Below are 23,391 nucleotides of genomic sequence, written 5' to 3' on the forward strand. Positions count from 1 at the left end.
AGTGGGGGGAAGGGCCTGCGTGTTCCCCACCGCATGACCTGGCGGAGCCAACCACACTTTTGGCCGGGTGCCGCTAAATTTTTTGCTCGTTCCTCGCAAAAAATTCGGCTGCACCCGACCAAAAGTGTGGTAGCCCTTCGGGCAGGTCATACGGTGGGGAACACGAAGGCCCCTTGTGGCTGGTAGCCCAAACCAAGAACACGCCACTGCGCGGCGGGACAAGCCCGGCTCACGCCCACCAATAGACCCACAACACGACCGCCCCCACCACCAACACCCCGACCCCGGCTCCCACCGCGACCCACCGTCGAGCCCGATCCGCCACGACCTGGCCCACCACGGCGACCGCCCCGGCCACCACGTGCCCGATCACCATGTCCACCCCGGGCCCGGGCAGGTCGCGCGTTCCCGCGTAGACCTGCACGCCGAGCAGCGCCAGGGCGAGCAGCACGAGACCCACGGCCACCGCGCCGCTGATGCCGCGCCACACCCTCAGCAGCCGCGGCTCGGTCTCCACCTGTGTCACGGGTCTCCTCACGGCGCGAGCAGCGCCCACGGGTCCAAGGTCGGTGCCGCCTGTTGGCCTTCCGGGCAGCTGCGGCGGAAGTCGCACCAGGTGCACTGGTTTCCGGTCCGGGGTGGGAAGAGGATCTCCGGGTCGCCGCCCGCCGCGAGGGTGTCGCTCGCGAGGCCCAGCTCGTCCGCGGCTTCCTCGGCTCGGGAGACGTGTCGGGCCAGGCTCTCCTCCGTGTGCTCCCACACCGCCACCGTGCCGGTGGGCAGGTGGTGCAGCTCCACCCGTCGGCACGGCTTGCGCAAGGTACGTCGTGCGGCGAGCGCGTACAAGGCCAAGGCCTGCGAGCCCCGCGCGTCGTCGACCGTCAGCGCGTGCCGGCCGGTCTTGTAGTCGACGATCACCAGCTCGCCGTCGCGCAGGTCGATCCGGTCCACCCGGCCCTCGGCGACGATCCGCTGCGTGGGCGTGGACACCCAGCGCTCGATCCCGACCGGCTCGATCGACGTGTCCAGCTCCGCCACGTAGTCCCGCACCCAACCCTCGGCGCGCGTCCGGTAGACGGCGGCCTGCTCGGCGTCGCGGAACCCCTCGTCCTTCCACTGCCGGTGCAGCAGGGCCACGGCCTGCTCCGGGGAGCGCTTCTCCACCGGCAGGTCGAACAGCGCCTTCAGGGCGTTGTGGACGACCGCGCCGAGCGTGTTGTGCGCCCAGGCGCCGCCGCGCGGCGGTGTGGGGCGGTCGAGGTAGGCCATGCGGAACCGGCGCGGGCAGTCGGCCCACGTGGCGAGCTTCGCCGGCGTCACCTTCACCAGCCGCTTCGGCATGACGCCGAAGTCGAACCCCAACTGATCCACGCCCCCAACGCTACCGAGGACCACCGACACTCCCGGCACGGCATCACACGCCCGGCCCAGCCGCGGCCCCGGGACCGGTCAGCCGACCAGGACCTTGCACCCCGTGGCGCGGTCGGCCAGCGCGTCCAGCACCTCGGGCGAGGTCGTCTCCGCGCCGAGCTTCACCGTCTTGTTCGTGCCGTGGTAGTCCGACGACCCGGTCACCAGCAACCCCAGCTCACCCGCCAGGCCACGCAACCGCGCCCGCGTCGCCGGGTCGTGGTCCGGGTGGTCCACCTCGACGCCGGCCAGCCCCAGCCCCGCCAGGTCGGCCAGCACCGCCTCGGACACGATCGGACCGCGCGACACCGCGAACGGGTGCGCCAGCACGGTCACCCCGCCCGCCTCGGCGATCATCTCGATCGCCCGCGCGACGGGCGTGTCCGTCCGCGGCACGTAGTAGCGCCCGCCGGTCAGGTAGCGGGCGAAGGCCTCGTCCACCGACGTCACCACCCCGGCCCGGATGAGCGCCATCGCGAGGTGCGGTCGCCCCGCCGGCGCGTCGGCCGGCATGGACGCCATCAGCTCGTCCGGGTCGATGGGGAACCCGTCCTCCACCATGCGCAGGGCCATCTTGCGCAGCCGCTGCCGCCGTTCGAAGCGCAGCCGCAGCTGCTCCTCGACCAGGGCCCGGGAGGTCGGGTCGTACAGGTAGGCCAGCAGGTGGACGGTGATCGTCCGCCCGGAACCGTCGTCGGACGCGCAGGACAGCTCCGCGCCCCGCACCAGCTTCAGGCCCGGTGGCAGCGCGTTGGCCGCCTCGGTCCAGCCGGCCGCGGTGTCGTGGTCGGTCAGCGCCACCGCGGACAGGCCGGCCGCCGCCGCGGCGGCCACCAGCTGCGCGGGCGTGTCGGTCCCGTCGGACTCGGTCGAGTGGGTGTGCAGGTCGATGCGCACCCACCCAGTCTGACCTACGGCACCATCTTCTTACCGCGCGCCGCCCGCTGCGCCTTGATCATCGAGAACCGCTCGGCCTGCGCCTTCTTGTCGCCGAAGGTCAGCTCCGAGATGGCGTCGTAGACCTCCTCGGGGTTCGGCAGGTACTCGATCCGGTTCAACGCCTGGATCTGACCGGCCGACTCCACGATCAGGGTGCCGAAGCCGAACATGCGCCCGAGCACCGAACGCTCGTAGGTGAGGTCGGTGACCTTGCTGATCGGCATCATGGCCACCTTGGTCTCGAAGACCCCCGAGGAGATCATGAACCGCTTGTCGGTGACGACGATGCGCTCCACCCACCACTCCATGACGAAGTAGGTGAGCCTGAGCAGCACGAACAGCGCCGCGTACCACAGGATGTTCTGGACCACGCCCAGGTTCTGGGGCAGCAGGTAGGAGATCATCATGCAGCCGGCGAGCAGCGCCGCCGCCTCCAGGAGATCCCAGAGCAGGCTGCTCCAGTGCCTGCGGACCCGGATGACCCGCCGCTCCGTGGGGAGCAGGTACTCGTCGGGGTCACGTGGTGCGAACATGCCGGTGGACCCTTCGCCGTGGGTGGAGGAGCCGGGCTCCAGCCTCAGAACAATTGTTTCACGAAGGTGATGAGGGCCTCAGCGGCTTCCCGCAGCGTGCCCAGGATGTTCTGCACCAGCTGAGCCGCCTGGTTCGGCTCCGCGATGAGGAAGAACAGGAGCAAGCCGACCCCGGCGAAGGTGAGAATCTTCTTCAGATTCACGGTGATCAACCCCGTTCGCTACCGCACCCGTTTGGCGCCAGTGAAAACCGTTGTACCGCACCACGCGGCACCTTGGGAGTTTTGTACCGCACTTGGGTCAGCGCGCTGCACCGCCGTTGAGGGGTGACTACACTGAGTCACCGTGACGGCCGATGGAGCCCCTTCGATCCGCTGTGTCGGCGGCATCGTGCATGACTCGAACGGGCGACTGCTACTCGTTCGAAGGGCCAATCCCCCAGGTGAGGGACTATGGTCGATACCGGGTGGACGAGTCGAGCCGGGCGAGGACGACCGGGCCGCCGTGATCCGCGAGATCCGCGAGGAGACCGGACTCTCCGTGACCGTCGGTGAGTTGATCGGCAGCGTCACCCGACCGGCGGTGCACGGGCTGTACGACATCCACGACTACGCCTGCCAGGTGCGATCGGGTGTGCTCCGAGCGGGGGACGACGCGGCCGAGGCACGGTGGGTGACCGGTGCGATCTTGGACACACTTCCGCTCACCGAAGGCCTGCGCGAGACGCTGCGGGCCTGGGGACAGCTCCCCCGGACCTGATCGACTTCGCCCGTTCGAGGGAAGTCGTCGCAGGTCGTCACGGCAGCCAGGTCAGGCGCTGGCCGTGCGGGGCGGTCTTGGCCAGCGCCTTCGCCGAGCGAACCTCACCTTCGTCGATCCGCACGAGCCCGAGCACCCCGGAGGCCGACTCCTCGGCCCGGAGGTCGTCCCGGCCGGGCAGCACGTGCTCCAGGCCGGCGGCGTAGCCCTCGTGGCTGACCCACCACGCGGGCCGGTCCAGACCGCGCAGCGCCGCGACGAACTCCGCGCCCGGCACGTACGGCAGGACGTTGCTGGTGATCACCACCAGCGGCAGGTCGGCGGGCACCAGGGCGGCGGCCTTGCCCAGGTCCGCGACGGCGTCCCCGGCGACCAGGGTCGGCGGCGACTTGCGCTGCGCGGTGGCCGCCACGCCGAACATCCGCAGCCGCTCGGGCTGGTCCGCCCAGACGCACGCCTCCAGCCACGCGTAGGTGTCCTCGTCGGCCAGGTCGGCGGGCGCGCGGTCCAGCCCGACCTTCGCCCCCACCTTCACCGTCTTGGGGATCTTCGGCAACGCGGCCCCGGGCGCCAGTTCCAGCGCGCAGTGCACGCCCACGGTCGCCTTGGCCGGACCGGCGACGAGCTGGCCCGCCTCCCGCGTCTGGTACCGGTAGCCGTACTGGTCCAGGCCCAGCAGCAGGCCCGCGGAGCAGCCCACCTCCAGCAGCCCGACCGGTCCCTTGACCATCGCGACCGCCGGGTAGAGCAGCGCCGCGCGGCGGACCTCGTTGGTCTGCGTGGACCGGGTGGAGATCAGCTCGCGCATCTTCTCGGCCCGGTCCAGCACGAAGGACCGGAACAGCGGCCACGTGCCCTCGTCGGGCCCGTACGTGCCGCCCAGCGACGGGTAGTAGTTCGACAGCTCGTGGAACGGCTCGGCCTGCGCCAACCGGTGCGCCGCCGCCAGGAGCAGGGTCGCGTGGGCGAAGTGCTCCGGGGCGGCGGTCAGCAGGCCGGCGACCTCCGGGTCCTCGGCGGCGCGCGTGGCCAGGTGCTCGTAGAGCGGCGAGACGCCGTGCGCCTCCCGCTGGGCGAACCGGGCCAGCCGCTGCCGCGCGAGGTCCACGGAGGTCATCTCACTCCTTCGGTTCGGGCCTGCCCGGCTGCTCGCCACCGCGGGCGTCGCCGTAGGACCGCTTGGGCACCATCACCTTGCGCCGGAACACGCAGACGACCGTGCCGTCCTGCTTGTACCCGCGCGTCTCCACGTAGACCACGCCGCGGTCGTCCTTGGACTTCGACGGGGTCTTGTCGAGCACCTCCGTCTCACCGTAGATGGTGTCGCCGTGGAAGGTCGGCTTGATGTGCCGCAGCGACTCGACCTCCAGGTTCGCGATCGCCTTGCCCGACACGTCGGGCACGGACATGCCCAGCAGCAGCGAGTAGATGTAGTTGCCGACCACGACGTTCTTGCCGAAGTCGGTGGTCTCCGCCGCGTAGTGCGCGTCCATGTGCAGCGGGTGGTGGTTCATGGTGAGCAGGCAGAACAGGTGGTCGTCGTACTCGGTGACCGTCTTGCCAGGCCAGTGCTTGTAGACCGCGCCGACCTCGAACTCCTCGTAGTAACGCCCGAACTGCACCGCTTGCCTCCGTTGGCTCTTGGGGCTTGTGATCGAGAACCCTCACGACCGGGACGACAGTGTGGACTCGGGAGGAGTACCCTCGGCAACTGGTCTGTGAGCGACTCCACCGCCGCGGACGACCGACCCGAGGAGGTGAGGGCTACCGATGAGTAACGACCCCCATCCTGCGAGTACCTCGCGCGTCCTCACCGAAGGGTCGGTCTTCTAGGCCCGCAGCAGTGCCCGGTCGGGGACGTGCCGTCGCGTTTCGTCGTGCAGCCGACGCCCCCACCGGAGGACTCCGTGCCCAGCTTGCCCTCGCTCGGCGGCCTGAGAGGCCGCGTGCCCGCCCACGTCCGCCCCGCGGTGCCGATCCCGGTGCCGCTGTCGGCGTACGTCGTGGACTGCGGGGTCTACGTGGACGGCGAACGGCTGCCCGGCCGGTGGTCGCACACCGACGCCGTGGAAGAGGTGCGCAAGCGCGGCGACGGCTTCGTGTGGATCGGCCTGCACGAGCCCGACGAGGAGCAGATCCAGGGCGTGGCCGAGACCTTCGGCCTGCACGAGCTGGCCGTCGAGGACGCGGTGCACGCCCACCAGCGCCCGAAGCTGGAGCGCTACGACAACACGCTGTTCATGGTCCTCAAGACGGTCCGGTACGTGCAGAACGCCTCGCCGGACTCGGCCAACGAGATCGTGGAGAGCGGCGAGGTCATGGTCTTCCTGGGCCGCGACTTCGTGGTGACGGTCCGCCACGGCAACCACTCGGGCCTGGCCGTGGTGCGGCGCGAGCTGGAGGCGGAGCCGGAGCGGCTCAAGGTCGGGCCGGCGGCGGTCCTGTACTCGATCGCCGACCACGTGGTCGACAACTACCTCGACGTGACCGACCACATCGAGGACGACATCGACCAGATGGAGGCGCTGGTCTTCGCGCCGCGCAGCCGGGTCAGCGCCGACCAGATCTACCTGATGAAGCGCGAGGTCCTGGAGCTGCGCCGCGCGGTGATGCCGCTGGCGGTGCCGCTGCGGCGGCTGGCCGAGGGCTACACGCCGCTGATCCCCGAGCAGGTCCGGTCGTACTTCCGGGACGTGGACGACCACCTCACCGAGGTGTCGGAGCGGGTGATCAACTTCGACGAGCTGCTCACCACGCTGGTGAACGCGACGCTGGCGAAGATCACGCTCCAGCAGAACTCGGACATGCGCAAGATCTCGGCGTGGGTCGCGATCATCTCGGTCCCCACGATGGTGGTCGGCGTGTACGGCATGAACTTCGACTTCATGCCGGAACTGCATTGGAAGTACGGCTACCCCATGGTGATCGCCGTGATCCTGGTCGCCTGCCTCACGTTGTACCGAATATTCCGTCGGAACCGCTGGCTGTAGCCCCCCGCCCACCCGACCCCGACGGGACCCTCCGACATGACCCGGATGTTCACGAACCTGCGCTTTTGGATCGTCGCGTTCCTCATCGGCTGGCTGACGACCGTCACCGTGCTGATCGCGACCGGCAACTGACGGTTCCGGCGAAAGGCCGAGGTGGCACGACTCCCGTGCCACCTCGGTGCGCCCTGCCCGGAATCCCGGGCTAGAAGAAGCTCTTCACGAAGCCGAGCAGGCCGCCCTGGCCCACCTTGCTCTTCTGCGCGAATTCCGCTGCGCCCTTGCTCACGTCCTCCGACACCTTGAGCAAGTGGGCGAATTCCACCTTGGGGTGCCAGTACATCTTGGCGTGGTTCGCCTCGCCCTTCGCGGCGGCCTTGGTGAACTCGCCGAGCAGGGCCTCCCACTTGTTCGCCCCGACCAGGTCGGCGAAGACCATGTACGGCTTGCCCGCCCAGTCCTTGAGCACCGCCGTCACGGCCGCCTTGAACTCGTTGTAGTCCTCGGCCGCGCCCTCGCCGAACTCCGTGTGGTGCATCTCGGCGGAGTAGGCGTCGCTCGCCAGTTGGGCGCGCTGGATCTCGGCCATGTCCGCCTGGGTCGCCGACGCGTGCTCCTGGCCGCCCTTCACCTGTTGCATGCGTTTGTTGAACGCGGTGAGGGCGGCCCAGAGTCTCGTGCCGTGCACGCCCACTTCGTGCACCAGGGTGGATAAGCGCTGACCGCTGGTGGTGGCGTTGCCGATGTTCAACAGAATGCGGAGGCTCAGGCCCTGCATGGCCATCAGGACGTTGAACTTGTCCCTGCCGAACAAGTAGCTTTCGGTGCCCGTCCCGGTGTAGACCACGTCGGACTGGCCGTAGTAATCCGCTTGGGCGTCCGTCTCGACGTGGATCAGCAACTCGAACCGGGAAGTCGGGTTCAGGGCGTTCCGGTAGATGATTCCCGCGCCCGCGTTCGAGGCTTCCAAAGCGGTCTTCAGGACATCGGCGACATCGGGATCCACTGCGCGCAACTGGTCGTCGTTGAACATCGGTGAATAGTAGTTCGGTGAACGAACCCACGACAGGGACCGGACGAGTGACCGGCGTTCGGCGGCATTCGAACCGCATTCGTGCGGGCTTTCACGTCCATGGTCGGGTGCGCGTTCACGACCACGGTTGGGTGTGCCACTCGAACGGGATGCCGTGGCCCGCTCCCGCGCCCAGCCGCAACGACACCCCGCCCGGCCACAGCTTGAGCAGCAGTTGGAACTCGTACTTCCCCGGCGCGTGCGTGCGGCGGGGTTCGAAGACGAGCAGGGCCAGCGGGGCCATCGGGGTGGCGCGGGCGGCGGCGTCGGCGAGGACCGCGCGGCCCATCGCGCGGTCCGCCGGGGACGCGTACTGCCACACCACCGAGTGCCACACGACGGTCAGCACGTCCCGTTCCGGTCGGGCGAGGTGGTCGGCCAGCCATTCCGGGCCGGCCGCGCGCCGCACCGGCACCGGGTCCAGGGCGGCGAGGTCCAGGGCGGCCTGGAGGCGTTCCCAGCGCCACAGCTGGTCGGCCCACACGAACGACGACAGGTGCAGGCGACCGTCCTCGGTGGACACGTCGACCGGGTTGAGGTCGCAGCCCGCGCGGCCGACCAGGCGCAGGCCGTGCGCGAGGTCCACCGGCGGGCGGCCGGTCCAGCGGGTGTCCAGGACCAGCGGGCTGCCCGGGTCGCCCAGGACGGTGTCGCCGACGCGGTAGGCCACGCGGTGCGGGCGCAGGTTCAGGCCGCCGGACGCGCCGACCTCCAGCAGCTTCACGCAGAACGGCGTCCGCCTGCCCGCGGCCTCGGCGGCCAGCCGGGTGGCGGTGTGCAGGCCGCCGAACAGCGGCGCGCTGCGGCCGGGCTCGTTGGTCTGCACGACGGTCGACGCGATCATCGCGCGCAGTTCGTCGGTGTGCTCGTCCAGCACCGGCAGCGCGTCCTCCCACAGCGTCGGCGGGTGCGGCCGGCCGCCGGCGGTCGGGTAGTGCTTGGCCAGGGTCGGCGCGCGGCCCTCCAGGACCAGCCGGTGCAGCGCGCCCGCGAACCGCAGCCCCGGCACGGTCCCGCCGCGGTCGCACTCGCTGCCCGCCATGACCTTCGCCGTGATCCCGCCGCGCGTCAGGTCGTCCGCCGCCGACACCAGCAGGGTGTGGGTGAGCGGGCTGTGGTCGCGGCAGGAGGCGGCGGCGTCGAGGAACAACTCGGCGAGCACGTCACGAACGGTAGACCGGATTTCCCCGTGCGGCACCGGGGGAAGCACCGGTTCGTCGGGACGCCGGTGCGCGCTTAGGCTCGACGGGTGCCGAAGGTGCTCGCGGTGGCGGACGAGGTGGTCGAGCGGCTGTGGACCGACCAGGTGCGGCGGCACGACGTCGACCTGGTCGTGGCGGCCGGCGACCTGCCGTTCGACTACCTGGAGTACCTGTCCTCGGCGCTGGACCGGCCGTGCGTGTTCGTGCCGGGCAACCACGACGTGGACCTGTCCGGGTACGCCAACGTGCGGGGCCTGTGGACGCGGGCGGGGCTGCCGGCGCGCTGGCCCGGCCCGGCGGGCGGGGTGAACGCCGACGGCGCGGTGGTGGACGTGGCGGGCCTGCGGATCGCCGGCCTCGGCGGGTCGATCCGGTACAACGACGGGCCCAACCAGTGGACCGAGCGGCAGCAGGCCCGGCGGCTGCGGCGGCTGACCCGCCTCGCGGCGTGGCGGCGGCTGCGCGACGGGCGGGACGTCGACGTGCTGCTCACCCACTCGCCGCCGCTGGACTGCGGCGACGAGCCCGACCCGCCGCACCGCGGCTTCGCGTGCCTGCACGACGGCGTCCGCCGGCTGCACCCGAAACTGCTCCTGCACGGCCACATCCACCCCCACGGGTCGCCGAAGCCGGACCGGGTGCTCGGCCGGACCCGGGTGGTGAACGTGGTGGGGTACAAGGTGGTGGAGGTTCCCTGATGCGCCGGGACACCGGTTTCCCGCAAGCCGACGCCGAGAACGACTTCCTGCGCGCCCGGCGGCGGCAGGTGCTGTCCCGCCTGGCGGCGTGGCTGCGCCGCGAACCCGACGACGTGAACATCATGCTGCCGTTCCACGAGGTCGTGGAGGCGCTGGGCGTGGTCAGCGAGCGCCGGTTGGGGCTGCAGACGATCCGGCTGGACTCGATCGTCGGCAGCGTGGACCGGACCCGCGACTTCGACCGCCGCTTCCGACCGACCTCGGCCCGCACCCGGGAGCGCTGGCAGCGCCTGGCCCTGGCGACGCGACGGGGCGAGGCCGTGCCGCCGATCGAGGTCTACCGGGTGGGCGACCTGCACTTCGTCCAGGACGGCCACCACCGCGTGTCGGTGGCGCACGCCCTGGGTCTGGAGACGATCGACGCGTACGTGACGGAGGTGGTGACCCGCATCGCGGCCCACGGCATCCGCCACCGGGGCGACCTGATCGTCAAGGACTACCGGCGGCTGTTCCTGGAACGGGTGCCGCTGTCCGGCCAGGCGAGGGCGGAGGTCCTGCTCTCGGACCCGTGGGACTACGCCGAGCTGGGCGAACACGTGGAGGCGTGGGGCTTCCGCCTGATGCAGGACGAGGGCGCGTTCCTGGACCGGGCGACGGTGGCGATGCGCTGGTACCGCGAGGAGTACGTGCCGGTGGTGGAGATGCTGCGCCAGGCACACCTGGTGGGCGACCGGACGGAGACGGAGGCCTACATGTGGGTGGCGGCGGAACGCTACCGCCTCATCCGCACCCACCGCTGGGACCAGGACGTGATCGACGCCCTGCGGTCGCGACGGGGTTAGCGCCGGGCGGCGCATCGCGTGCGCCGAACTCCGCTGGAGTCGTCGCCGCCGCACCAGGCCAACCCCGACGCGACGGTGCGCCACCGGTTCGCCGGCCTCGATCGCGCGGCCGGTCTGAGCGGTCGCGGTGGGGTCAGCGCTGGCCTTCCAGTTTCGGCAGGGGGCGGGCCTGGTCCATGACGCGGTCGGTGTAGCTGTCCAGGAGGCGGGTCGCTATCTGTTGCGAGTAGCCCAGGATCACGGCCCACAGCAGCAACGCCGCCTGGGACGCCACGCCGATCAGGCCCGTCGTCACGCCGGCGCCCAGGGCCAGGATGCCGATCACCGCCAGCGCCGCCCCGAGCAGGATCTTGATCGTCGCCTGGTACCCGATCATCACGTACGGCGACAGGCTCGGCCGCCGCCGCAGCAACAGCACCACCGCCGACAGGATCGCCCCGAACGCCCCGAGCACCTGGATCAGCCACACGTCCGCGCCCGCCGCCGTCCGCCCCGACGGGCACACCGTCGGCAGCCGCTCCGAGCCCACGCACATCGGGATCAGCCCCGGCTTCGCCAACCCGATGACGCCCAGCAACGTGTTCACCACGAACAACACCACGGACGCCGCGATCAGCTTGTTCCGCAGGGCCCGCGAGCCGGCGTGCGCGAAATCGGACTTGTCGAACGCCGCCCGCAGCGCGTCCACCACGATCTCGCGCTCGATGGACAACGGGAACTCGCCCGGCCGCAACTCCTCCAACGCGACCCGCCGCGGGTCGTCCTCGTCCAGGTTCTCCGCCACCCGGGCCCGCAACCCCGGAAGCCGCCCCAGGAACCCGTCCCCCGCCGCGACGACCGCGATCTCCGCCTCGTGCAACGACCGCCAGGCGCGCTCGATGTGCCACCCGGACCACCACGACGCGACGGTCCGCAGCCGCGACTCCTCGCGGTTGATCATGTCCTCGACGACGGCCGCCTCCTGCTGGGCGACCTGCCGCCACTGCAGGCTCTCCGGGTCGAGCGGGTCCGACGGGCCCAGTGCGGCGAGGTCGGCGCGCACGCGGTCCAACCGCGACTGGACCACCAGTCGCCAGTCCGTCACGCGTGGCCTGCGCGTCCCCACACCTCGATGGTGACACCGGCGGGTTCCGTTTTGATCAGCCGTCCGAGTGATCGGCCACGACGAGCACCGGCGCGGGCGTCCGACCACACCCCCTGAGGCGGTCGGCGCGCCCGTCGCCGGCCGGACCGGGCCACCGCGCGGAGGTGGTCCGGTCCCGTCCGCGGGGGTTTTCAGGCCGTGCGGCTCGGTTCGACCAGTTCGCGCAGGCGCGGGGGCATGCGCTTCTCCAGGCCGAACGGTTCCAGGTGGGCCTGCAGGACGCCGTCGAACGCGCGCTTCACCGAGGTCGTGTCCCAGGTGTCGCTCTCCAGGATCGGCTGCTTGAAGTACGGGTGGCCGACCAGGTGCAGCTGGCGGCCGTTGCAGCGCACGATCTGGCCCGTGATGCCCTCCGCCGCGTCGCTGAGCAGGAACAGCACCAGCGGCGCGACCTTGCCCGGGGTGCGGTCGGCCGGGATGGCCCGCAGGGACCGCTCGGACTTCCACACCATGCGTGTGTGGGCCACCGGGCACACGGCGTTCACGCGCACGCCCTCGCCTTCCAGGTCCAGCGCCCACGACCAGCTCAGCGAGGCCACCGCGCCCTTCGTCGCCGCGTACGTGGCGAGTTTGCGCTGACCGAAGAACGCGCCGGAGGAAATGTTCACGATGGAACCGCTGCCCTGTTCGCGCATCACGCGCATGGCCGCGATACCGGTGTATATGACACCCAGCAGGTTCACCTCGACCGTTCGGCGCACCGTTTCCGGGTCGTCCTCCCACGGCTGGGTCTCGTAGTTCAGCCCGGCGTTGTTCACCAGGCCGTCGAGCCGCCCGAACTCGGTGACGCACATTCCGACGATCTTCTCGGCCTCGGTCGGGTCGGTCACCGTGTGCGTGCTCGCCACCGCCCGCCCGCCGTAACCGCGGATGTGCTCCGCGACCTGTTCGGCCAGGTCGCCGTCCACGTCGTTGACCACGACCGCGGCGCCCGCCTGTGCGGCGTGCATCGCGTACGCTTCGCCCAGCCCCCGCCCCGCACCGGTGACCACGACCGCTTTTCCGTCAAGAATCCCCATCGCGCGCTCTTCTCTGTGCTCGGCGGTCTCCCCTACCCCGACGCCCGTCGATCGGGGTTATCCCCGCCTTCGACCAGGGTGGTGACCGACAAGAGCGAAAGCCGCGCGAAAGCGGCGAGATGCGGTTTTGCTGCGCTGAATGGCCTATGGAGTTCGTCCCGACCGATGGTCTTGGCTGGTCAGTAACTCCCCGTGACAAGCGGCAAAAGGGGGCCACCCGCGCACGTCGGATGGCCCCCTCGCCCGATCACTGCCCGGAATACGTGAGGTTGCGCCCGGTGTCCGGGTCGAACAGCTGCACCTTGTCGGCGTCGAACCAGATCTCCGCCTGCTCACCCTCGGTGGCCGTGGAGGCCGCCGAGATGCGGGTGACCAGCGAGACGCCGCCGCCCGGCACGTCCGCCGCCCCCGCGTCGGCGGCCAGCTCGGCCAGCTCCTGCGAGGTGGCCTGCTCGCCGGACAGGCTGAAGTAGGCGAACTTGTCCGAGCCCATCGACTCCAGCACGTCCACGTGGTCGGTGAAGGTCACCCCGTTGCCGCGCAGGTGCTCGTCGACCAGCCGCGCGTCCTCGAAGTGCTCGGGCCGCAGGCCCACGATCACCTCGCGGGGCACGTCGGCGCCCGCGAGCAGGCCGCGGACCCGGTCGGTGAGCGGGATGTCGCCCAGCGCCGAGCGCAGCGTGCCGTTCTCCAGGCCGGCGGGCACGAAGTTCATCGACGGCGAGCCGATGAACCCCGCGACGAACAGGTTCGCCGGGTGGTCGTAGAGGTACTGCGGCGCGCCGACCTGCTGCACGGCCCCGCCGCGCATCACCACGACCCGGTCGCCGAGGGTCATCGCCTCGGTCTGGTCGTGCGTGACGTACACGGTGGTGGTGCCCAGCTGCTTCTGCAGCCGCGACACCGAGGTCCGCATCTGCACGCGCAGCTTCGCGTCCAGGTTGGACAGCGGCTCGTCCATGAGGAACGCCTTGGGGTTGCGCACGATCGCGCGCCCCATCGCCACGCGCTGCCGCTGGCCGCCGGACAGGTTCGACGGCTTGCGGTCCAGGTGCTGGGTCAGGTCCAAGATCTCGGCGGCGTCCCGGACCTTCTTCTCGACGGTCGCGTTGTCCACCTTCGCCAGCCGCAGCGGGAAGGCCATGTTCTCCTTCACCGTCATGTGCGGGTAGAGCGCGTAGGACTGGAACACCATCGCGATGTCCCGGTCCTTGGGCGCGCGCTCGTTGACCCGCTCGCCGCCGATGCGCAGCTCGCCGGACGTGATGTCCTCCAGCCCGGCGATCATGTTCAGGGTCGTGGACTTCCCGCAGCCCGACGGGCCGACCAGGATGATGAACTCGCCGTCGGCGATCTCGATGTCCACGTCCTTCACGGCCACGGCGCCGTCCGGGTACTGCTTGGTCACCTTGTCGAGCACGATCTCGGCCATTGCTTCACCCCTTGACGGCGCCGGAGGTCAGACCGGCGACGATCCGACGCTGGAAGAACAACACGAACAGGATGATCGGGATGGTGATGACCACCGCGGCGGCGGCGATCGACCCGGTCGGGTCCTCGAACTGGGAGCTGCCGGTGAAGAACGACAGCGCCACCGGGACCGTGCGCGAGCGCTCGGTGGAGGTCAGCGAGATCGCGAACAGGAAGTCGTTCCAGCAGAAGATGAATACCAGGATGGCCGTGGTGAACACGCCCGGCGCGGCCAGCGGCGCGATGACCCGGCGGAACGCCTGCCCGGGGGTCGCGCCGTCCATCTTCGCGGCCTTCTCCAGCTCCCACGGGATCTCGCGGAAGAACGCCGACAGCGTGTAGATCGCCAGCGGCAGCGCGAAGGTGATGTAGGGCAGGATCAGGCCGGGCCAGGTGTCGAACAGGCCCAGCGACCGCTCGATCTGGAACAGCGGCGAGATCAGCGAGATCTGCGGGAACATCGACACCAGCAGCGAGACGCCCACCAGGACCCGCTTGCCCGGGAAGTCCAGGCGCGCGATCGCGTAGGCGGCCATGGTGCCGAACACGACGGCGATGGCGGTGGCGATCAGCGCGATGCCGATCGAGTTCACCAGCGCCCGCACGAACTCCGTGGTGGAGAAGATCGCCGCGTAGTTGTCCAGGGTCCACTCGCGCGGGATGAAGTTGCCGTCCGCGAGGGTGGCCTTGGTCTTGAACGACAGCGACACGATCCACAGCACGGGGAACAGCGCGTAGGCCACGACGAGGATGTTGAGCACCGTCCAGCGGGCCTTGCGGCCCGTGGTCTCGGCGCCGCCGATGCCGGCCATCAGCGCCTCCCGTTGTCGCTGCCCGGCGCCGCGGTGCCGAACAGCTTGATGAAGATGAACGCGATGATCGCCACGGCGATGAAGATCAGCACCGACATGGTGGAGCCGATGCCGAGGTTCAGGCCCTTGATCAGGTTGTTGTAGGTGATCATCGAGACCGACGACGTGCCCTGCGAACCGCCGGTGAGCACGAACAGGTTGTCGAAGATGCGGAACGCGTCCAGGGTGCGGAACAGCAGCGCCACGAGGATCGCGGGCTTCATCACCGGCACCATGACCTTGGTGAACCGCTGCCACGCGTTCGCGCCGTCCATCGCGGCGGCCTTGAGCAGGTCGTCGGGCACCAGGGCCAGGCCCGCCATCAGCAGCAGCGCCATGAACGGCGTGGTCTTCCAGATCTCGGCCAGGATCACGACCATGACCGCCGGGATCTTCTCGGTCAGCACGGGTTCGCCGCCGGCCACGATCTCGGCGAGGTAGCCGGTGCCCGGCGTCCACGCGTACCGCCACGAGAACGCGGCGACGACCGTGACGATGCCGTACGGGATGAGCGAGGACGTGCGGACGATGCCGCGCCCGACCAGCGTGCGGTGCATGATCAGCGCCAGCGCCATGCCCAGCACCAGCTCGATCAGGACGGACACCACGGTGATCACGATCGTGATCCACATGGCGTTCCACCAGTACGAGTTGGACAGGACGGTGACGTAGTTGTCCAGGCCGACGAACTCCACCCGGTCGGGGAACTTCAGGTCGTAGCGCTGGAGCGACAGCCAGACCGAGTAGATGATCGGCCACCCGGCGACCGCCGCCATCACGACGATCGCGGGCGCGCAGAGCAGGAGCCCGAGGCGGCGCTCGGCCTTCTTGCCCTCGGACAGGGCGGCCTTCGCCCCGGGCGACAGCCGCGGCTGGTCCTTGGTCTCCGTGGTGAGTGCGTGGCTCACGGCAGCACCCCCTTCGAGTCGAGCGCGTCCTGCAACTCCTGCCGCAGCCGGTCCGCGGTCGCCTTCGGGTCGATGCTCGCGGGCGGCGACAGGATGGTGGAGATGACGGTCGAGACGTTCTGGTAGGCCGGGGTGCGCGGGCGGACGCTCGCGCCCTTCAGCGTCTCCAGGATCGCTTCCTTCATCGGGTAGGGCTTGGCCATCTCCGGGTCGTCGTAGACCGACTCGATGGTCGGCGGGACGCCGTCGTTGATGGCCGCGAACTTCTGGTTCTCCGCGCTGCGCAGGCACATGACCGCGTCGAAGGACTGCTCGGAGTGCCGGGTGAACGCGCTGACGGCGTAGTTGATGCCGCCGACGGTCACCTTGGCCGCGTCGCCGTTGACCGACGGGTACGGGGCCCACTTGAAGTTCGCCGCGAACTCGGGCTTCTTCTGCGCGGCGGCGTAGACGTAGGGCCAGTTGAGCATGAAGGCGGCCTTGCCGTTCTCCATGGCCAGGCGGGCGTCGTCCTCCGCGAAGTTGGAGAAGGACGGGTCCACGACCGGCGAGGTGGCGAAGGTCTTGAGGACCTCCAGCGCCTTGACAGCGTTGTCGTCGACGATGGCCTTGGTGCCGTTCTCGTCCAGGATCTGCCCGCCGGCGGAGTTGACGAGCGTGTTGAACAGGACGACCAGGCCCTCGTACTGCTTGCCCTGGGCCTCGACCAGGCCGGGTTTGCCCTGGTTCTTCAGTTCCGTGCCGATCCTGATCATCTCGTCCCACGTCTTCGGCGGGGTGGGGACGAGGTCGCTGCGGTACCAGAGGAGCTGGACGTTGGTGTTGTCCGGAGCGCCGTAGAGGCGGCCCTCGTAACGGGCCGTGTTCAGCGGGGTCTCCAGCGTGCCGTTCTCGACCTGGGACTTCGCGGAGCCGGTGAACTCCTTGATCCAGCCGGCCTTGGCCAGTTCGGCGGTCCACGTGACGTCGAGGGCGAGGACGTCCATGCCGGTGTCCTCGGCGGCGAGCCTGCGGACCATCTGCTCGCGCTGGCCGTCGGCCTCGCGGGGCAGCTTGTGGTAGACGATCTCGTAGCCGTCGGCCTGCTCGTTGCAGCGGTCGACGATCTTCTGGAAGTTCTCCTGCGGGTACTTGTAGACGTTGATGGTGATCCCGCCGTCACCCGAGCCGCACCCCGCCAGCGCGGACGCCGCGACCAGCGCGGCACTCCCGGCGGCGGCCAACCGATGACGCCTCATCGGGCCTGCCTCCTTCCCGACAACTTCAAGGAGCCAGACCGCACCGCCCGGCACCTCGTCGTGCCCCACCCACCGGACCGCGGCACGGCGCGGCAGGTGGAACGAACGTAGGCCCGATGATCAGGTGCCGCAACCACCGGAGCCCGGAACGGCTCTACCCGGTGATCACGAGTGCCAAACCTGTGGTTCGCCGAGCGGGCGCGCGGTGGGTGCCGAGTGGGTCGCGCGGTGGGCGGCGGGGCGGCCGGGGGTCGTCGCGCGGCGGGGCCGGCGGGCGGTTGCACGGCTGGGTGGCCGCGCGGCCGGCGGGTCGTCGCCGGGCGGCGCGCGCCGAACCGGCTGCGGAGTCGGGCGGGTGCCCACCGGCCGGTCGCGGTGACCCGGAATTGTCGGTGCCTCGTGCGACGATCGAGACGGGGGCCGGAGGCCGCGCCCGGCCGGTCCGGGTGGCTCGGCCGGTCCGGGTGGCTCGGGTCAGTCCTTGTGGTTGGCGTCGGAGGGGCGCATGGCCAGCTTGGCCAGCAGGTCCCGGCCGCGCTCGGCGGACCGCGGCTGGCACAGCACGTCGTAGCGCCCGGCGACCAGCTGGCTGGCCGACTGGAAGTCCCGCTTGCCGCGCGCCGACCCGTACCCGACGGCGGCGAAGATGATGCCGAAGGCGACACCCACGGTGAGCCCGACCAGGATCGGCCCGAACCCGGCGCTGGCGGTCGTGTTGAACAGCGACAGCAGCACGCCCACGAACAGGCCGAACCACGCGCCCGACGCCGCGCCCGTGCCCAGCACCCGTCCCCAGGTGAGGCGGCCGGTGACGCGCTCGACCAGCATCAGGTCCACCCCCACGATCGTGACCTCCTGGACGGGGAAGTCCCCGTCGGCGAGGAAGTCGACCGCCCGCTGCGCCTCCTCGTAGGTGGCGTAGGAGCCGATCGGCCACCCGGTGGGCGGCGTGGGCAGGCGCGGCGGCACCCCCGGTCGGTTCTGGCCCTGGCCGGAGAACGAACTCGTCACGGTGACCACCTCTTCGCGGTGCTGATCACCCCATCCTGCCAACAGGCGGCGAACAGCGCGAAACGGGTGCGGCGGAACTCAACGCTACCGTGACCTGAGGGGTGCGGGCAGTTCCCGCCACGCTGCCGGAATCGCCGGGAACGGGGAGGGCCGTGTGGCCGACCCCAAAGCCGCGAAAGCCGCGCGCGACCGCGAGGTGCCCGGCCCGCTCACCGCGGACCGGGCACGCCACCCGTCACCCGCGCGACTGGTAGTCCCGCAGCAACCCGCGGCTGATGATCGTCTTCTGGATCTCGCTCGTCCCCTCGCCGATGAGCAGGAACGGCGCCTCCCGCATCAGGCGCTCGATCTCGTACTCCTTCGAGTACCCGTACCCGCCGTGGATCCGGAACGCCTCCTGCGTCACCTCGGCGCAGTACTCCGACGCGATCAGCTTCGCCATGCCCGCCTCGACGTCGTTGCGCGCGCCCGAGTCCTTCAGGCGGGCCGCGTTGACCATCATCAGGTGGGCCGCCTCGACCTTCGTCGCCATCTCGGCCAGCTTGAACGCGATGGCCTGGTGCTCGACGATCGGCTTGCCGAAGGTCTTGCGCTGCTGCGCGTACTCGATGGCCAATTCGAACGACCGGATCGCGATGCCGCACGCCCGCGCCGCCACGTTCACCCGGCCGACCTCGACGCCGTCCATCATGTGCCGGAAGCCCTGGCCCGTGACGCCGCCGAGCACCTGCTCCGGCGAGATCCGGAAGCCGTCGAAGACCATCTCGGTCGTGTCGACGCCCTTGTAGCCCATCTTGTCGATCTTGCCGGGGATGGTCAGGCCGGGGCGGACCTCGCCGTAGCCCTCCGGCTTCTCGACCAGGAACGTCGTCAGGTTCTGGTGCGGCTTCTCGGCGCCCTCGTCGGTGCGCACGAGCACCGCGGTCAGGTTGGACGTCCCGCCGTTGGTCAGCCACATCTTCTGGCCGTTGACGACGTACTCGTCCCCCTCGCGCACCGCCCGCGTGCGGATGGCGGCGACGTCGGAGCCCAGTTCCGGCTCGGACATGGAGAACGACCCGCGCACCTCGCCGGTGGCCATGCGCGGCAGGTAGTGGGCCTTCTGCTCGTCGGTGCCGTGCTGCTTGAGCATGTGCGCGACGATGAAGTGGGTGTTGATCACGCCGGACACCGACATCCAGCCGCGCGCGATCTGCTCCACCACGAGCGCGTAGGTCAGCAGCGACTCGCCGAGCCCGCCGAACTCCTCGGGGATGGTGAGCCCGAACAGGCCCATCTCCTTCATGCCCTCGACGATGTCCGCGGGGTAGGTGTCGCCGTGCTCCAGCGCCTGCGCGTGCGGGATGATCTCCTTGTCCACGAAGGTGCGGACCGTGGAGAGGATCTCCTCCTGGATGTCGGTCAGTCCAGCGGTCTGGGCCAGGCGCGCCATCGCACGTTTCCCTTCGTAGCTCCGGGGTTACCGGCGAGTATGGACCGGTTAACGCGCGTTCGCGTCACGAAGGTGCTCATCGCCACGCGCTGAACCGAAACAGCGGCTACCCTTCCCCACCACCGCGGAACCCCAGGAGCGCCCGATGACGTACTACCAGCAGCCCGGCTACTACGCGCCGCCGCCCAGGGGCACCAACGGCATGGCCATCGCCGCGCTGGTCTGCGCGTTCGTCTTCGCGCCGGCGGGCATCGTGCTGGGGATCGTGGCGAAGAACCAGATCAAGCGGACCGGCGAGGACGGCCGGGGCCTGGCCACCGCCGGCATCGTCCTCGGCAGCGTCTTCACGGTCCTCTACATCGTCGCGCTCATCCTGTGGGTGGTCGCGGTCTACTGGATCGTGCGCGAGGGCGGCGAGATCATCAGCACGCTCACCGTCACCCGCTGAGCCGGCTCAGGACGCGAACAGCTCCAGCTCGCCGCCGCAGTGCCGGCACACCTCGGCGAACACGTGCACGTCGGCCGCGCAGCCGGGGCAGGTGCGGAAGCTGCGCTCCAACAGGTCGTCGGCCGGGCGGCGGCGGAACAGGCGTAGCCGGGGCCTCGCGTTACGGGTCCGTGACATGGCAGCCACCATGCACACGAACCACCCCTTGATCGCCAATCAGGCGCGGGGTTTGTGGGAATGCTCACCGGTGGGACCAGCGCGGAGTGGTCCCACCGGCACCCGGCGTCACTCCTCCGGCGGGGACCACACGTTCGTGCGGGACATGCCGGCGGCGCGGCCCTTGGACGAGATCACCAGGGCCATCTTGCGGGACGCCTCGTCGATCATCTCGTCGCCGAGCATGACCGCGCCGCGCTTGCCGCCCTTCTCCGAGGTGAAGTAGTCGTACGCGTCGAGGATGTTCTCGGCGTGGTCGTAGTCCTCCTGCTTGGGGCTGAAGACCTCGTTCGCCGCGTCGATCTGGCCGGGGTGCAGCACCCACTTGCCGTCGAAGCCCAGCGCCGCCGAGCGGCCGGCGACGCGCTTGAAGCCGTCCACGTCGCGGATCTGCAGGTACGGGCCGTCGATGGCCTGCTTGTCGTGGGCGCGGGCGGCCATCAGGATCTGCATGAGGATGTAGTGGTAGGCGTCGCCGACGTCGTAGCCGGGCGGCTGCTCGCCGACCACCAGGGACTTCATGTTGATCGACGCCATGAAGTCGGCCGGGCCGAAGATGATCGTCTCCACGCGCGGGGACGCGGTGGCGATCGCGTTGACGTTGATCAGGCCGAGGGCGTTCTCGATCTGGGCCTCGATGCCGATCTTGCCGACCTCGTAGCCCATGGTCTTCTCGATCTGGGTGAGCAGCAGGTCCAGCGCGTGCACCTGCTCCGCGGTCTGCACCTTGGGCAGCATGATGCAGTCCAGGTTCGCGCCCGCGCCCTCGACGACCTCGGTGACGTCGCGGTAGGTCCACTCGGTGGTCCAGTCGTTCACGCGGACCACGCGGGCCTTGTCGCCCCAGCCGCCCTCGTTGAGGGAGGCGACGATCGTCTTGCGCGCGTCCGGCTTGGCCAGCGGGGCGCAGGCGTCCTCCAGATCGAGGAAGACCTGGTCCGCGGGCAGCGTGCGGGCCTTGTCGATCATCTTCTGGCTCGATCCGGGCACGGCCAGACACGAGCGACGGGGACGCTGCTGGTCGACCACTGGGGTACCTCCTCGTACCGGCCGGTAACTCCTTGTCGTGCGAAGGGTGGCACGCACGCCGGACGGCCGCTATTTCGTGAGTCCCGATTCACAGGGGTCTGGCAGGCTGAACCGGTGGAGATCACCCGGGTGCTGGACAACGCGCTGCGCAAGGCCGCCGCCGTGTGGGTCGCGCCGGACGGGCACCCCGCCCGGCTGGTGTGGGCGCTGTGGCGGGACGAGTCGGTGCTGGTGGCCGTCGGCGGGACCGAGCAGGAGGTGCCGGGGCTGGCCGACGGGGTCGCGTGCGTGCTCACCGTGCGGTCCCCCTCGACCCACTCGCACCTGGTGGACGTCCCGGTGACCGCCCGCCTGGTGGCGGTGGACGACGAGACCGCCGCGGCGCTGCGCGCGGCCCGCCTGAACACCACGCCGGCGTGGGAGTCGGTCTACCGCTTGGAGGTCGCGTGATCACCGTGCCGCCGGACTTCGCGTCCTGGCTGGGCGAGGAGGGGGCGGCGTGGAAGGCGTCGCTGCCCGCGCTGGCCACGCGGTTCTGCGCCCGCTGGGACCTCACGCCCGACGGGGACCTCATGCACGGCTACGTCGCCGTCGTGCTGCCGGTGCGGCGGGCCGACGGGCACCCGGCCGTGCTCAAGCTGACCTGGCTGGACGAGGAGACCCGGCAGGAACCGCTGGCGCTCAAGGCGTGGGACGGCGACGGCGTCGTGCGGCTGCTCGACCACGACGACGAGCACGGCGCGCTGCTGCTGGAACGCCTCGACCACACCCGCTCGCTGCTGGACACGTCGATGGAGGAGGCCCTCCAGGTCGCCGGCGGCCTGTTGCGCCGGCTGCGCCGGCCCGCCGGCCCCGGGTTCCGCCCGACCGAGACCGACGACCTGGTCGAGGAGAACGAGGACCTCGTCCCGGCCCGCTTCGCCGAGATGGCCACCGAACTGGGCCGAGACCTGACCGAGACCGCCGGGAACACGCTGGTCAACGAGGACCTGCACTACGAGAACGTGCTGCGCGGCACCCGCGAGCCGTGGCTGATGATCGACCCCAAGCCGCTGGCCGGCGACCGCGAGTACGGCGTCATCCCGCTGCTGTGGAACCGGTGGTCGGAGGTGGACGGCGAGCGCGGCCTGCGGGACCGGTTCGCGGCGCTGTGCGACATCGCCGAGCTGGACGTGGACCGGGCGCGGCGCTGGACGGTGTACCGGGCGGTGGACAACTGGCTGTGGTGCGCCGACGAGGGCGAGGCGGAGCTGGCGGCCAAGTGCGAGGCGATCGCGCGGGCGTTCAGCCCGGGACTCTGATCTTGCCGTGCGCCACCGGCACCACCTTCCCGCCCACCCGGACGTGCGTGGCCACACCGCCCACCGCGGTCACGTGCAGCTCCACAATGGACGGTCGCCCGACTTCTTCGCCTTGCCGCACGACCACGGAGTGCTCCCCCTCGGGCGACAGCAACCCCCGGTCGACCAGCCACACCCCCAGCGCCAGCGCCGCCGCCCCGGTCGCCGCGTCCTCGCCGCCGGCGGCCCGGAACATCCGGACGTGCGCCTCGCCACCGGCGAAGCACACCGGCACCAGCCCGCGCCCGACCACGTGGTCCGCGAACCCGACCTGCGGCCTGGCCCGCCCGACCGCGCCGGCCCGCACCGGCAGGAAGGTGAAGTCCATCCCCGCCCCGGCCACCCCGGCCTCGGCGTGCGGGTCCACATCGGACCGGAACAGCCCCAGCGCACCGGCCAGCGGCGCCGCGTCGAGGTATTCGCCGACGACCGGCCTGTCCCCCGCCAGCGTCGCCCCGTCCTCCCGCACCACCACCTCGTGCAGCCCCTTCACGGTCTCCTGCACGCACCGCCCCGACCCGAGCTTCCCCGCGGTCCGGAGCACCCAGGCGGTGCCCAGGCTGGGCAGCCCGGCGAAGGGCAGCTCGGACGACGGCGTGAAGATCCGCAGCCGGTAGTCCGCGCCCGACCGCGTCGGCGGCAGCGGGAACGCCGTCTCGGACAGCCCGAACTCGCTCGCGATCGCCCGCAACTGCCCGTCGGACAGCTCCTCGGCCCCGTGGACGACCGCCAGCGGGTTCCCGGCGAACGCCCGGTCGGTGAACACGTCGACCACGTCGTAGCTCAGCACGCACCCGACCTTAACCGTGATCGGCAAGCGCGCCCGGGCACGGTTAGCCTGGC

The 23,391-nt window shown here is 70.5% G+C and carries 27 protein-coding genes; 7 read left to right on the forward strand and 20 right to left on the reverse strand.

Annotated features, from left to right (window positions below):
- Nucleotides 1-229: 229 nt before the first annotated feature.
- The 5 genes from AB0A74_RS23975 to AB0A74_RS23995 all read right to left on the reverse strand — a co-directional run bounded on the left by AB0A74_RS23975 (nucleotide 230) and on the right by AB0A74_RS23995 (nucleotide 3,085).
- Nucleotides 230-526, reverse strand: coding sequence for a hypothetical protein (locus AB0A74_RS23975; protein WP_358252671.1), 297 nt, complete (start codon nucleotides 524-526; stop codon nucleotides 230-232).
- Nucleotides 527-534: 8 nt separating this feature from the next.
- Nucleotides 535-1,371, reverse strand: coding sequence for a PD-(D/E)XK nuclease family protein (locus AB0A74_RS23980; protein WP_358252672.1), 837 nt, complete (start codon nucleotides 1,369-1,371; stop codon nucleotides 535-537).
- Between the two features lie 78 nt (nucleotides 1,372-1,449).
- Nucleotides 1,450-2,307: a PHP domain-containing protein gene (locus tag AB0A74_RS23985; protein ID WP_358252674.1), complete on the reverse strand. Its 858-nt coding sequence runs from the start codon at nucleotides 2,305-2,307 to the stop codon at nucleotides 1,450-1,452.
- A gap of 14 nt (nucleotides 2,308-2,321) precedes the next feature.
- Complete coding sequence (locus AB0A74_RS23990) at nucleotides 2,322-2,882, reverse strand: PH domain-containing protein (RefSeq protein WP_309116803.1); 561 nt, start codon at nucleotides 2,880-2,882, stop codon at nucleotides 2,322-2,324.
- A gap of 44 nt (nucleotides 2,883-2,926) precedes the next feature.
- The gene (locus AB0A74_RS23995; RefSeq protein WP_309116804.1) at nucleotides 2,927-3,085 is read right to left on the reverse strand and encodes a hypothetical protein; all 159 of its coding nucleotides are present in this window, start codon (nucleotides 3,083-3,085) and stop codon (nucleotides 2,927-2,929) included.
- A 142-nt stretch (nucleotides 3,086-3,227) separates the two neighbouring features.
- On the opposite strand from AB0A74_RS23995, the gene AB0A74_RS24000 reads away from it, so the two are divergent.
- Nucleotides 3,228-3,641 carry an NUDIX hydrolase gene (locus AB0A74_RS24000; protein ID WP_358252676.1) on the forward strand — a complete coding sequence of 138 codons (414 nt, stop codon included), beginning with the start codon at nucleotides 3,228-3,230 and terminating at the stop codon, nucleotides 3,639-3,641.
- A 37-nt stretch (nucleotides 3,642-3,678) separates the two neighbouring features.
- On the opposite strand, the gene AB0A74_RS24005 is transcribed toward AB0A74_RS24000, so the two are convergent.
- Nucleotides 3,679-4,758, reverse strand: a complete 1,080-nt coding sequence (locus AB0A74_RS24005) for a DUF2332 domain-containing protein (protein ID WP_358252678.1) — start codon at nucleotides 4,756-4,758, stop codon at nucleotides 3,679-3,681.
- Between the two features lies 1 nt (nucleotide 4,759).
- Nucleotides 4,760-5,263, reverse strand: a complete 504-nt coding sequence (locus tag AB0A74_RS24010) for a MaoC family dehydratase (protein ID WP_337725166.1) — start codon at nucleotides 5,261-5,263, stop codon at nucleotides 4,760-4,762.
- 285 nt (nucleotides 5,264-5,548) lie between these two features.
- On the opposite strand from AB0A74_RS24010, the gene corA reads away from it, so the two are divergent.
- Entirely contained in the window at nucleotides 5,549-6,631 is a 1,083-nt protein-coding gene (gene corA / locus AB0A74_RS24015) for a magnesium/cobalt transporter CorA (protein ID WP_358252680.1), read from the forward strand.
- A gap of 202 nt (nucleotides 6,632-6,833) precedes the next feature.
- On the opposite strand, the gene AB0A74_RS24020 is transcribed toward corA, so the two are convergent.
- Nucleotides 6,834-7,661 carry a hypothetical protein gene (locus tag AB0A74_RS24020; RefSeq protein ID WP_358252682.1) on the reverse strand — a complete coding sequence of 276 codons (828 nt, stop codon included), beginning with the start codon at nucleotides 7,659-7,661 and terminating at the stop codon, nucleotides 6,834-6,836.
- Between the two features lie 115 nt (nucleotides 7,662-7,776).
- Nucleotides 7,777-8,862, reverse strand: coding sequence for a DUF2332 domain-containing protein (locus AB0A74_RS24025; protein WP_358252684.1), 1,086 nt, complete (start codon nucleotides 8,860-8,862; stop codon nucleotides 7,777-7,779).
- A gap of 87 nt (nucleotides 8,863-8,949) precedes the next feature.
- On the opposite strand from AB0A74_RS24025, the gene AB0A74_RS24030 reads away from it, so the two are divergent.
- The gene (locus AB0A74_RS24030) at nucleotides 8,950-9,600 is read left to right on the forward strand and encodes a metallophosphoesterase (protein WP_358252686.1); all 651 of its coding nucleotides are present in this window, start codon (nucleotides 8,950-8,952) and stop codon (nucleotides 9,598-9,600) included.
- A complete protein-coding gene (locus AB0A74_RS24035) occupies nucleotides 9,600-10,442 on the forward strand; it encodes a chromosome partitioning protein ParB (RefSeq protein ID WP_358252688.1) in 843 nt (280 codons plus the stop codon). Before AB0A74_RS24030 ends, AB0A74_RS24035 begins: the two co-directional genes overlap by 1 nt.
- Before the next feature lie 133 nt (nucleotides 10,443-10,575).
- Here the strand turns inward: AB0A74_RS24035 and AB0A74_RS24040 are convergent, their stop codons facing one another.
- The 8 genes from AB0A74_RS24040 to AB0A74_RS24075 form a co-directional block, all read right to left on the reverse strand.
- On the reverse strand, nucleotides 10,576-11,547 hold the full coding sequence (locus AB0A74_RS24040) for a hypothetical protein (RefSeq protein ID WP_358252690.1): 972 nt from the start codon (nucleotides 11,545-11,547) through the stop codon (nucleotides 10,576-10,578).
- Between the two features lie 170 nt (nucleotides 11,548-11,717).
- On the reverse strand, nucleotides 11,718-12,605 hold the full coding sequence (locus AB0A74_RS24045; protein ID WP_358252692.1) for an SDR family oxidoreductase: 888 nt from the start codon (nucleotides 12,603-12,605) through the stop codon (nucleotides 11,718-11,720).
- Nucleotides 12,606-12,852: 247 nt separating this feature from the next.
- A complete protein-coding gene (gene ugpC, locus AB0A74_RS24050; protein ID WP_358252694.1) occupies nucleotides 12,853-14,037 on the reverse strand; it encodes a sn-glycerol-3-phosphate ABC transporter ATP-binding protein UgpC in 1,185 nt (394 codons plus the stop codon).
- Between the two features lie 4 nt (nucleotides 14,038-14,041).
- Nucleotides 14,042-14,887, reverse strand: a complete 846-nt coding sequence (locus tag AB0A74_RS24055) for a carbohydrate ABC transporter permease (protein ID WP_358252696.1) — start codon at nucleotides 14,885-14,887, stop codon at nucleotides 14,042-14,044.
- Entirely contained in the window at nucleotides 14,887-15,792 is a 906-nt protein-coding gene (locus tag AB0A74_RS24060; protein ID WP_358252787.1) for a sugar ABC transporter permease, read from the reverse strand. Before AB0A74_RS24060 ends, AB0A74_RS24055 begins: the two co-directional genes overlap by 1 nt.
- Before the next feature lie 38 nt (nucleotides 15,793-15,830).
- Nucleotides 15,831-17,072: an ABC transporter substrate-binding protein gene (locus tag AB0A74_RS24065; protein ID WP_358252698.1), complete on the reverse strand. Its 1,242-nt coding sequence runs from the start codon at nucleotides 17,070-17,072 to the stop codon at nucleotides 15,831-15,833.
- 474 nt (nucleotides 17,073-17,546) lie between these two features.
- Complete coding sequence (locus tag AB0A74_RS24070; protein ID WP_358252700.1) at nucleotides 17,547-18,083, reverse strand: general stress protein; 537 nt, start codon at nucleotides 18,081-18,083, stop codon at nucleotides 17,547-17,549.
- Nucleotides 18,084-18,318: 235 nt separating this feature from the next.
- Nucleotides 18,319-19,515 carry an acyl-CoA dehydrogenase family protein gene (locus AB0A74_RS24075; RefSeq protein ID WP_358252702.1) on the reverse strand — a complete coding sequence of 399 codons (1,197 nt, stop codon included), beginning with the start codon at nucleotides 19,513-19,515 and terminating at the stop codon, nucleotides 18,319-18,321.
- Between the two features lie 145 nt (nucleotides 19,516-19,660).
- On the opposite strand from AB0A74_RS24075, the gene AB0A74_RS24080 reads away from it, so the two are divergent.
- Nucleotides 19,661-19,963: a DUF4190 domain-containing protein gene (locus AB0A74_RS24080; RefSeq protein WP_358252704.1), complete on the forward strand. Its 303-nt coding sequence runs from the start codon at nucleotides 19,661-19,663 to the stop codon at nucleotides 19,961-19,963.
- 6 nt (nucleotides 19,964-19,969) lie between these two features.
- Here AB0A74_RS24080 and AB0A74_RS24085 read toward each other — a convergent pair whose 3' ends face one another.
- Both AB0A74_RS24085 and AB0A74_RS24090 read right to left on the reverse strand, forming a co-directional pair.
- A complete protein-coding gene (locus tag AB0A74_RS24085) occupies nucleotides 19,970-20,140 on the reverse strand; it encodes a hypothetical protein (RefSeq protein ID WP_343932469.1) in 171 nt (56 codons plus the stop codon).
- A gap of 108 nt (nucleotides 20,141-20,248) precedes the next feature.
- Complete coding sequence (locus AB0A74_RS24090; protein ID WP_358252706.1) at nucleotides 20,249-21,208, reverse strand: CoA ester lyase; 960 nt, start codon at nucleotides 21,206-21,208, stop codon at nucleotides 20,249-20,251.
- A 114-nt stretch (nucleotides 21,209-21,322) separates the two neighbouring features.
- Between AB0A74_RS24090 and AB0A74_RS24095 the strand changes: the two genes are divergently transcribed.
- Both AB0A74_RS24095 and AB0A74_RS24100 read left to right on the forward strand, forming a co-directional pair.
- Nucleotides 21,323-21,658, forward strand: a complete 336-nt coding sequence (locus AB0A74_RS24095) for a hypothetical protein (RefSeq protein WP_358252708.1) — start codon at nucleotides 21,323-21,325, stop codon at nucleotides 21,656-21,658.
- A complete protein-coding gene (locus AB0A74_RS24100) occupies nucleotides 21,655-22,509 on the forward strand; it encodes an aminoglycoside phosphotransferase family protein (protein ID WP_358252709.1) in 855 nt (284 codons plus the stop codon). The genes AB0A74_RS24095 and AB0A74_RS24100 overlap by 4 nt, the downstream gene beginning before the upstream one ends.
- On the opposite strand, the gene AB0A74_RS24105 is transcribed toward AB0A74_RS24100, so the two are convergent.
- The gene (locus AB0A74_RS24105; protein ID WP_358252711.1) at nucleotides 22,493-23,338 is read right to left on the reverse strand and encodes a PhzF family phenazine biosynthesis protein; all 846 of its coding nucleotides are present in this window, start codon (nucleotides 23,336-23,338) and stop codon (nucleotides 22,493-22,495) included. The two genes, AB0A74_RS24100 and AB0A74_RS24105, sit on opposite strands and share 17 nt — an antisense overlap.
- Nucleotides 23,339-23,391: the final 53 nt, after the last annotated feature.

Origin of the sequence: Saccharothrix sp. NPDC042600, from assembly GCF_040647305.1 — a bacterium.
Classification (GTDB): domain Bacteria; phylum Actinomycetota; class Actinomycetes; order Mycobacteriales; family Pseudonocardiaceae; genus Actinosynnema; species Actinosynnema mutabilis.

What these genes read in the sequence shown, in the direction of transcription:
- AB0A74_RS24080 (WP_358252704.1), top strand. Translation starts at nt 19,661, where the DNA reads ATGACGTACTACCAGCAGCCCGGCTACTACGCGCCGCCGCCCAGGGGC.
- AB0A74_RS24055 (WP_358252696.1), bottom strand. Translation starts at nt 14,887, where the DNA reads ATGGCCGGCATCGGCGGCGCCGAGACCACGGGCCGCAAGGCCCGCTGG.
- AB0A74_RS24035 (WP_358252688.1), top strand. Translation starts at nt 9,600, where the DNA reads ATGCGCCGGGACACCGGTTTCCCGCAAGCCGACGCCGAGAACGACTTC.
- ugpC (WP_358252694.1), bottom strand. Translation starts at nt 14,037, where the DNA reads ATGGCCGAGATCGTGCTCGACAAGGTGACCAAGCAGTACCCGGACGGC.
- AB0A74_RS24020 (WP_358252682.1), bottom strand. Translation starts at nt 7,661, where the DNA reads ATGTTCAACGACGACCAGTTGCGCGCAGTGGATCCCGATGTCGCCGAT.
- AB0A74_RS24075 (WP_358252702.1), bottom strand. Translation starts at nt 19,515, where the DNA reads ATGGCGCGCCTGGCCCAGACCGCTGGACTGACCGACATCCAGGAGGAG.
- AB0A74_RS24045 (WP_358252692.1), bottom strand. Translation starts at nt 12,605, where the DNA reads ATGGGGATTCTTGACGGAAAAGCGGTCGTGGTCACCGGTGCGGGGCGG.
- AB0A74_RS24005 (WP_358252678.1), bottom strand. Translation starts at nt 4,758, where the DNA reads ATGACCTCCGTGGACCTCGCGCGGCAGCGGCTGGCCCGGTTCGCCCAG.
- AB0A74_RS24065 (WP_358252698.1), bottom strand. Translation starts at nt 17,072, where the DNA reads ATGAGGCGTCATCGGTTGGCCGCCGCCGGGAGTGCCGCGCTGGTCGCG.
- AB0A74_RS24085 (WP_343932469.1), bottom strand. Translation starts at nt 20,140, where the DNA reads ATGTCACGGACCCGTAACGCGAGGCCCCGGCTACGCCTGTTCCGCCGC.
- AB0A74_RS23990 (WP_309116803.1), bottom strand. Translation starts at nt 2,882, where the DNA reads ATGTTCGCACCACGTGACCCCGACGAGTACCTGCTCCCCACGGAGCGG.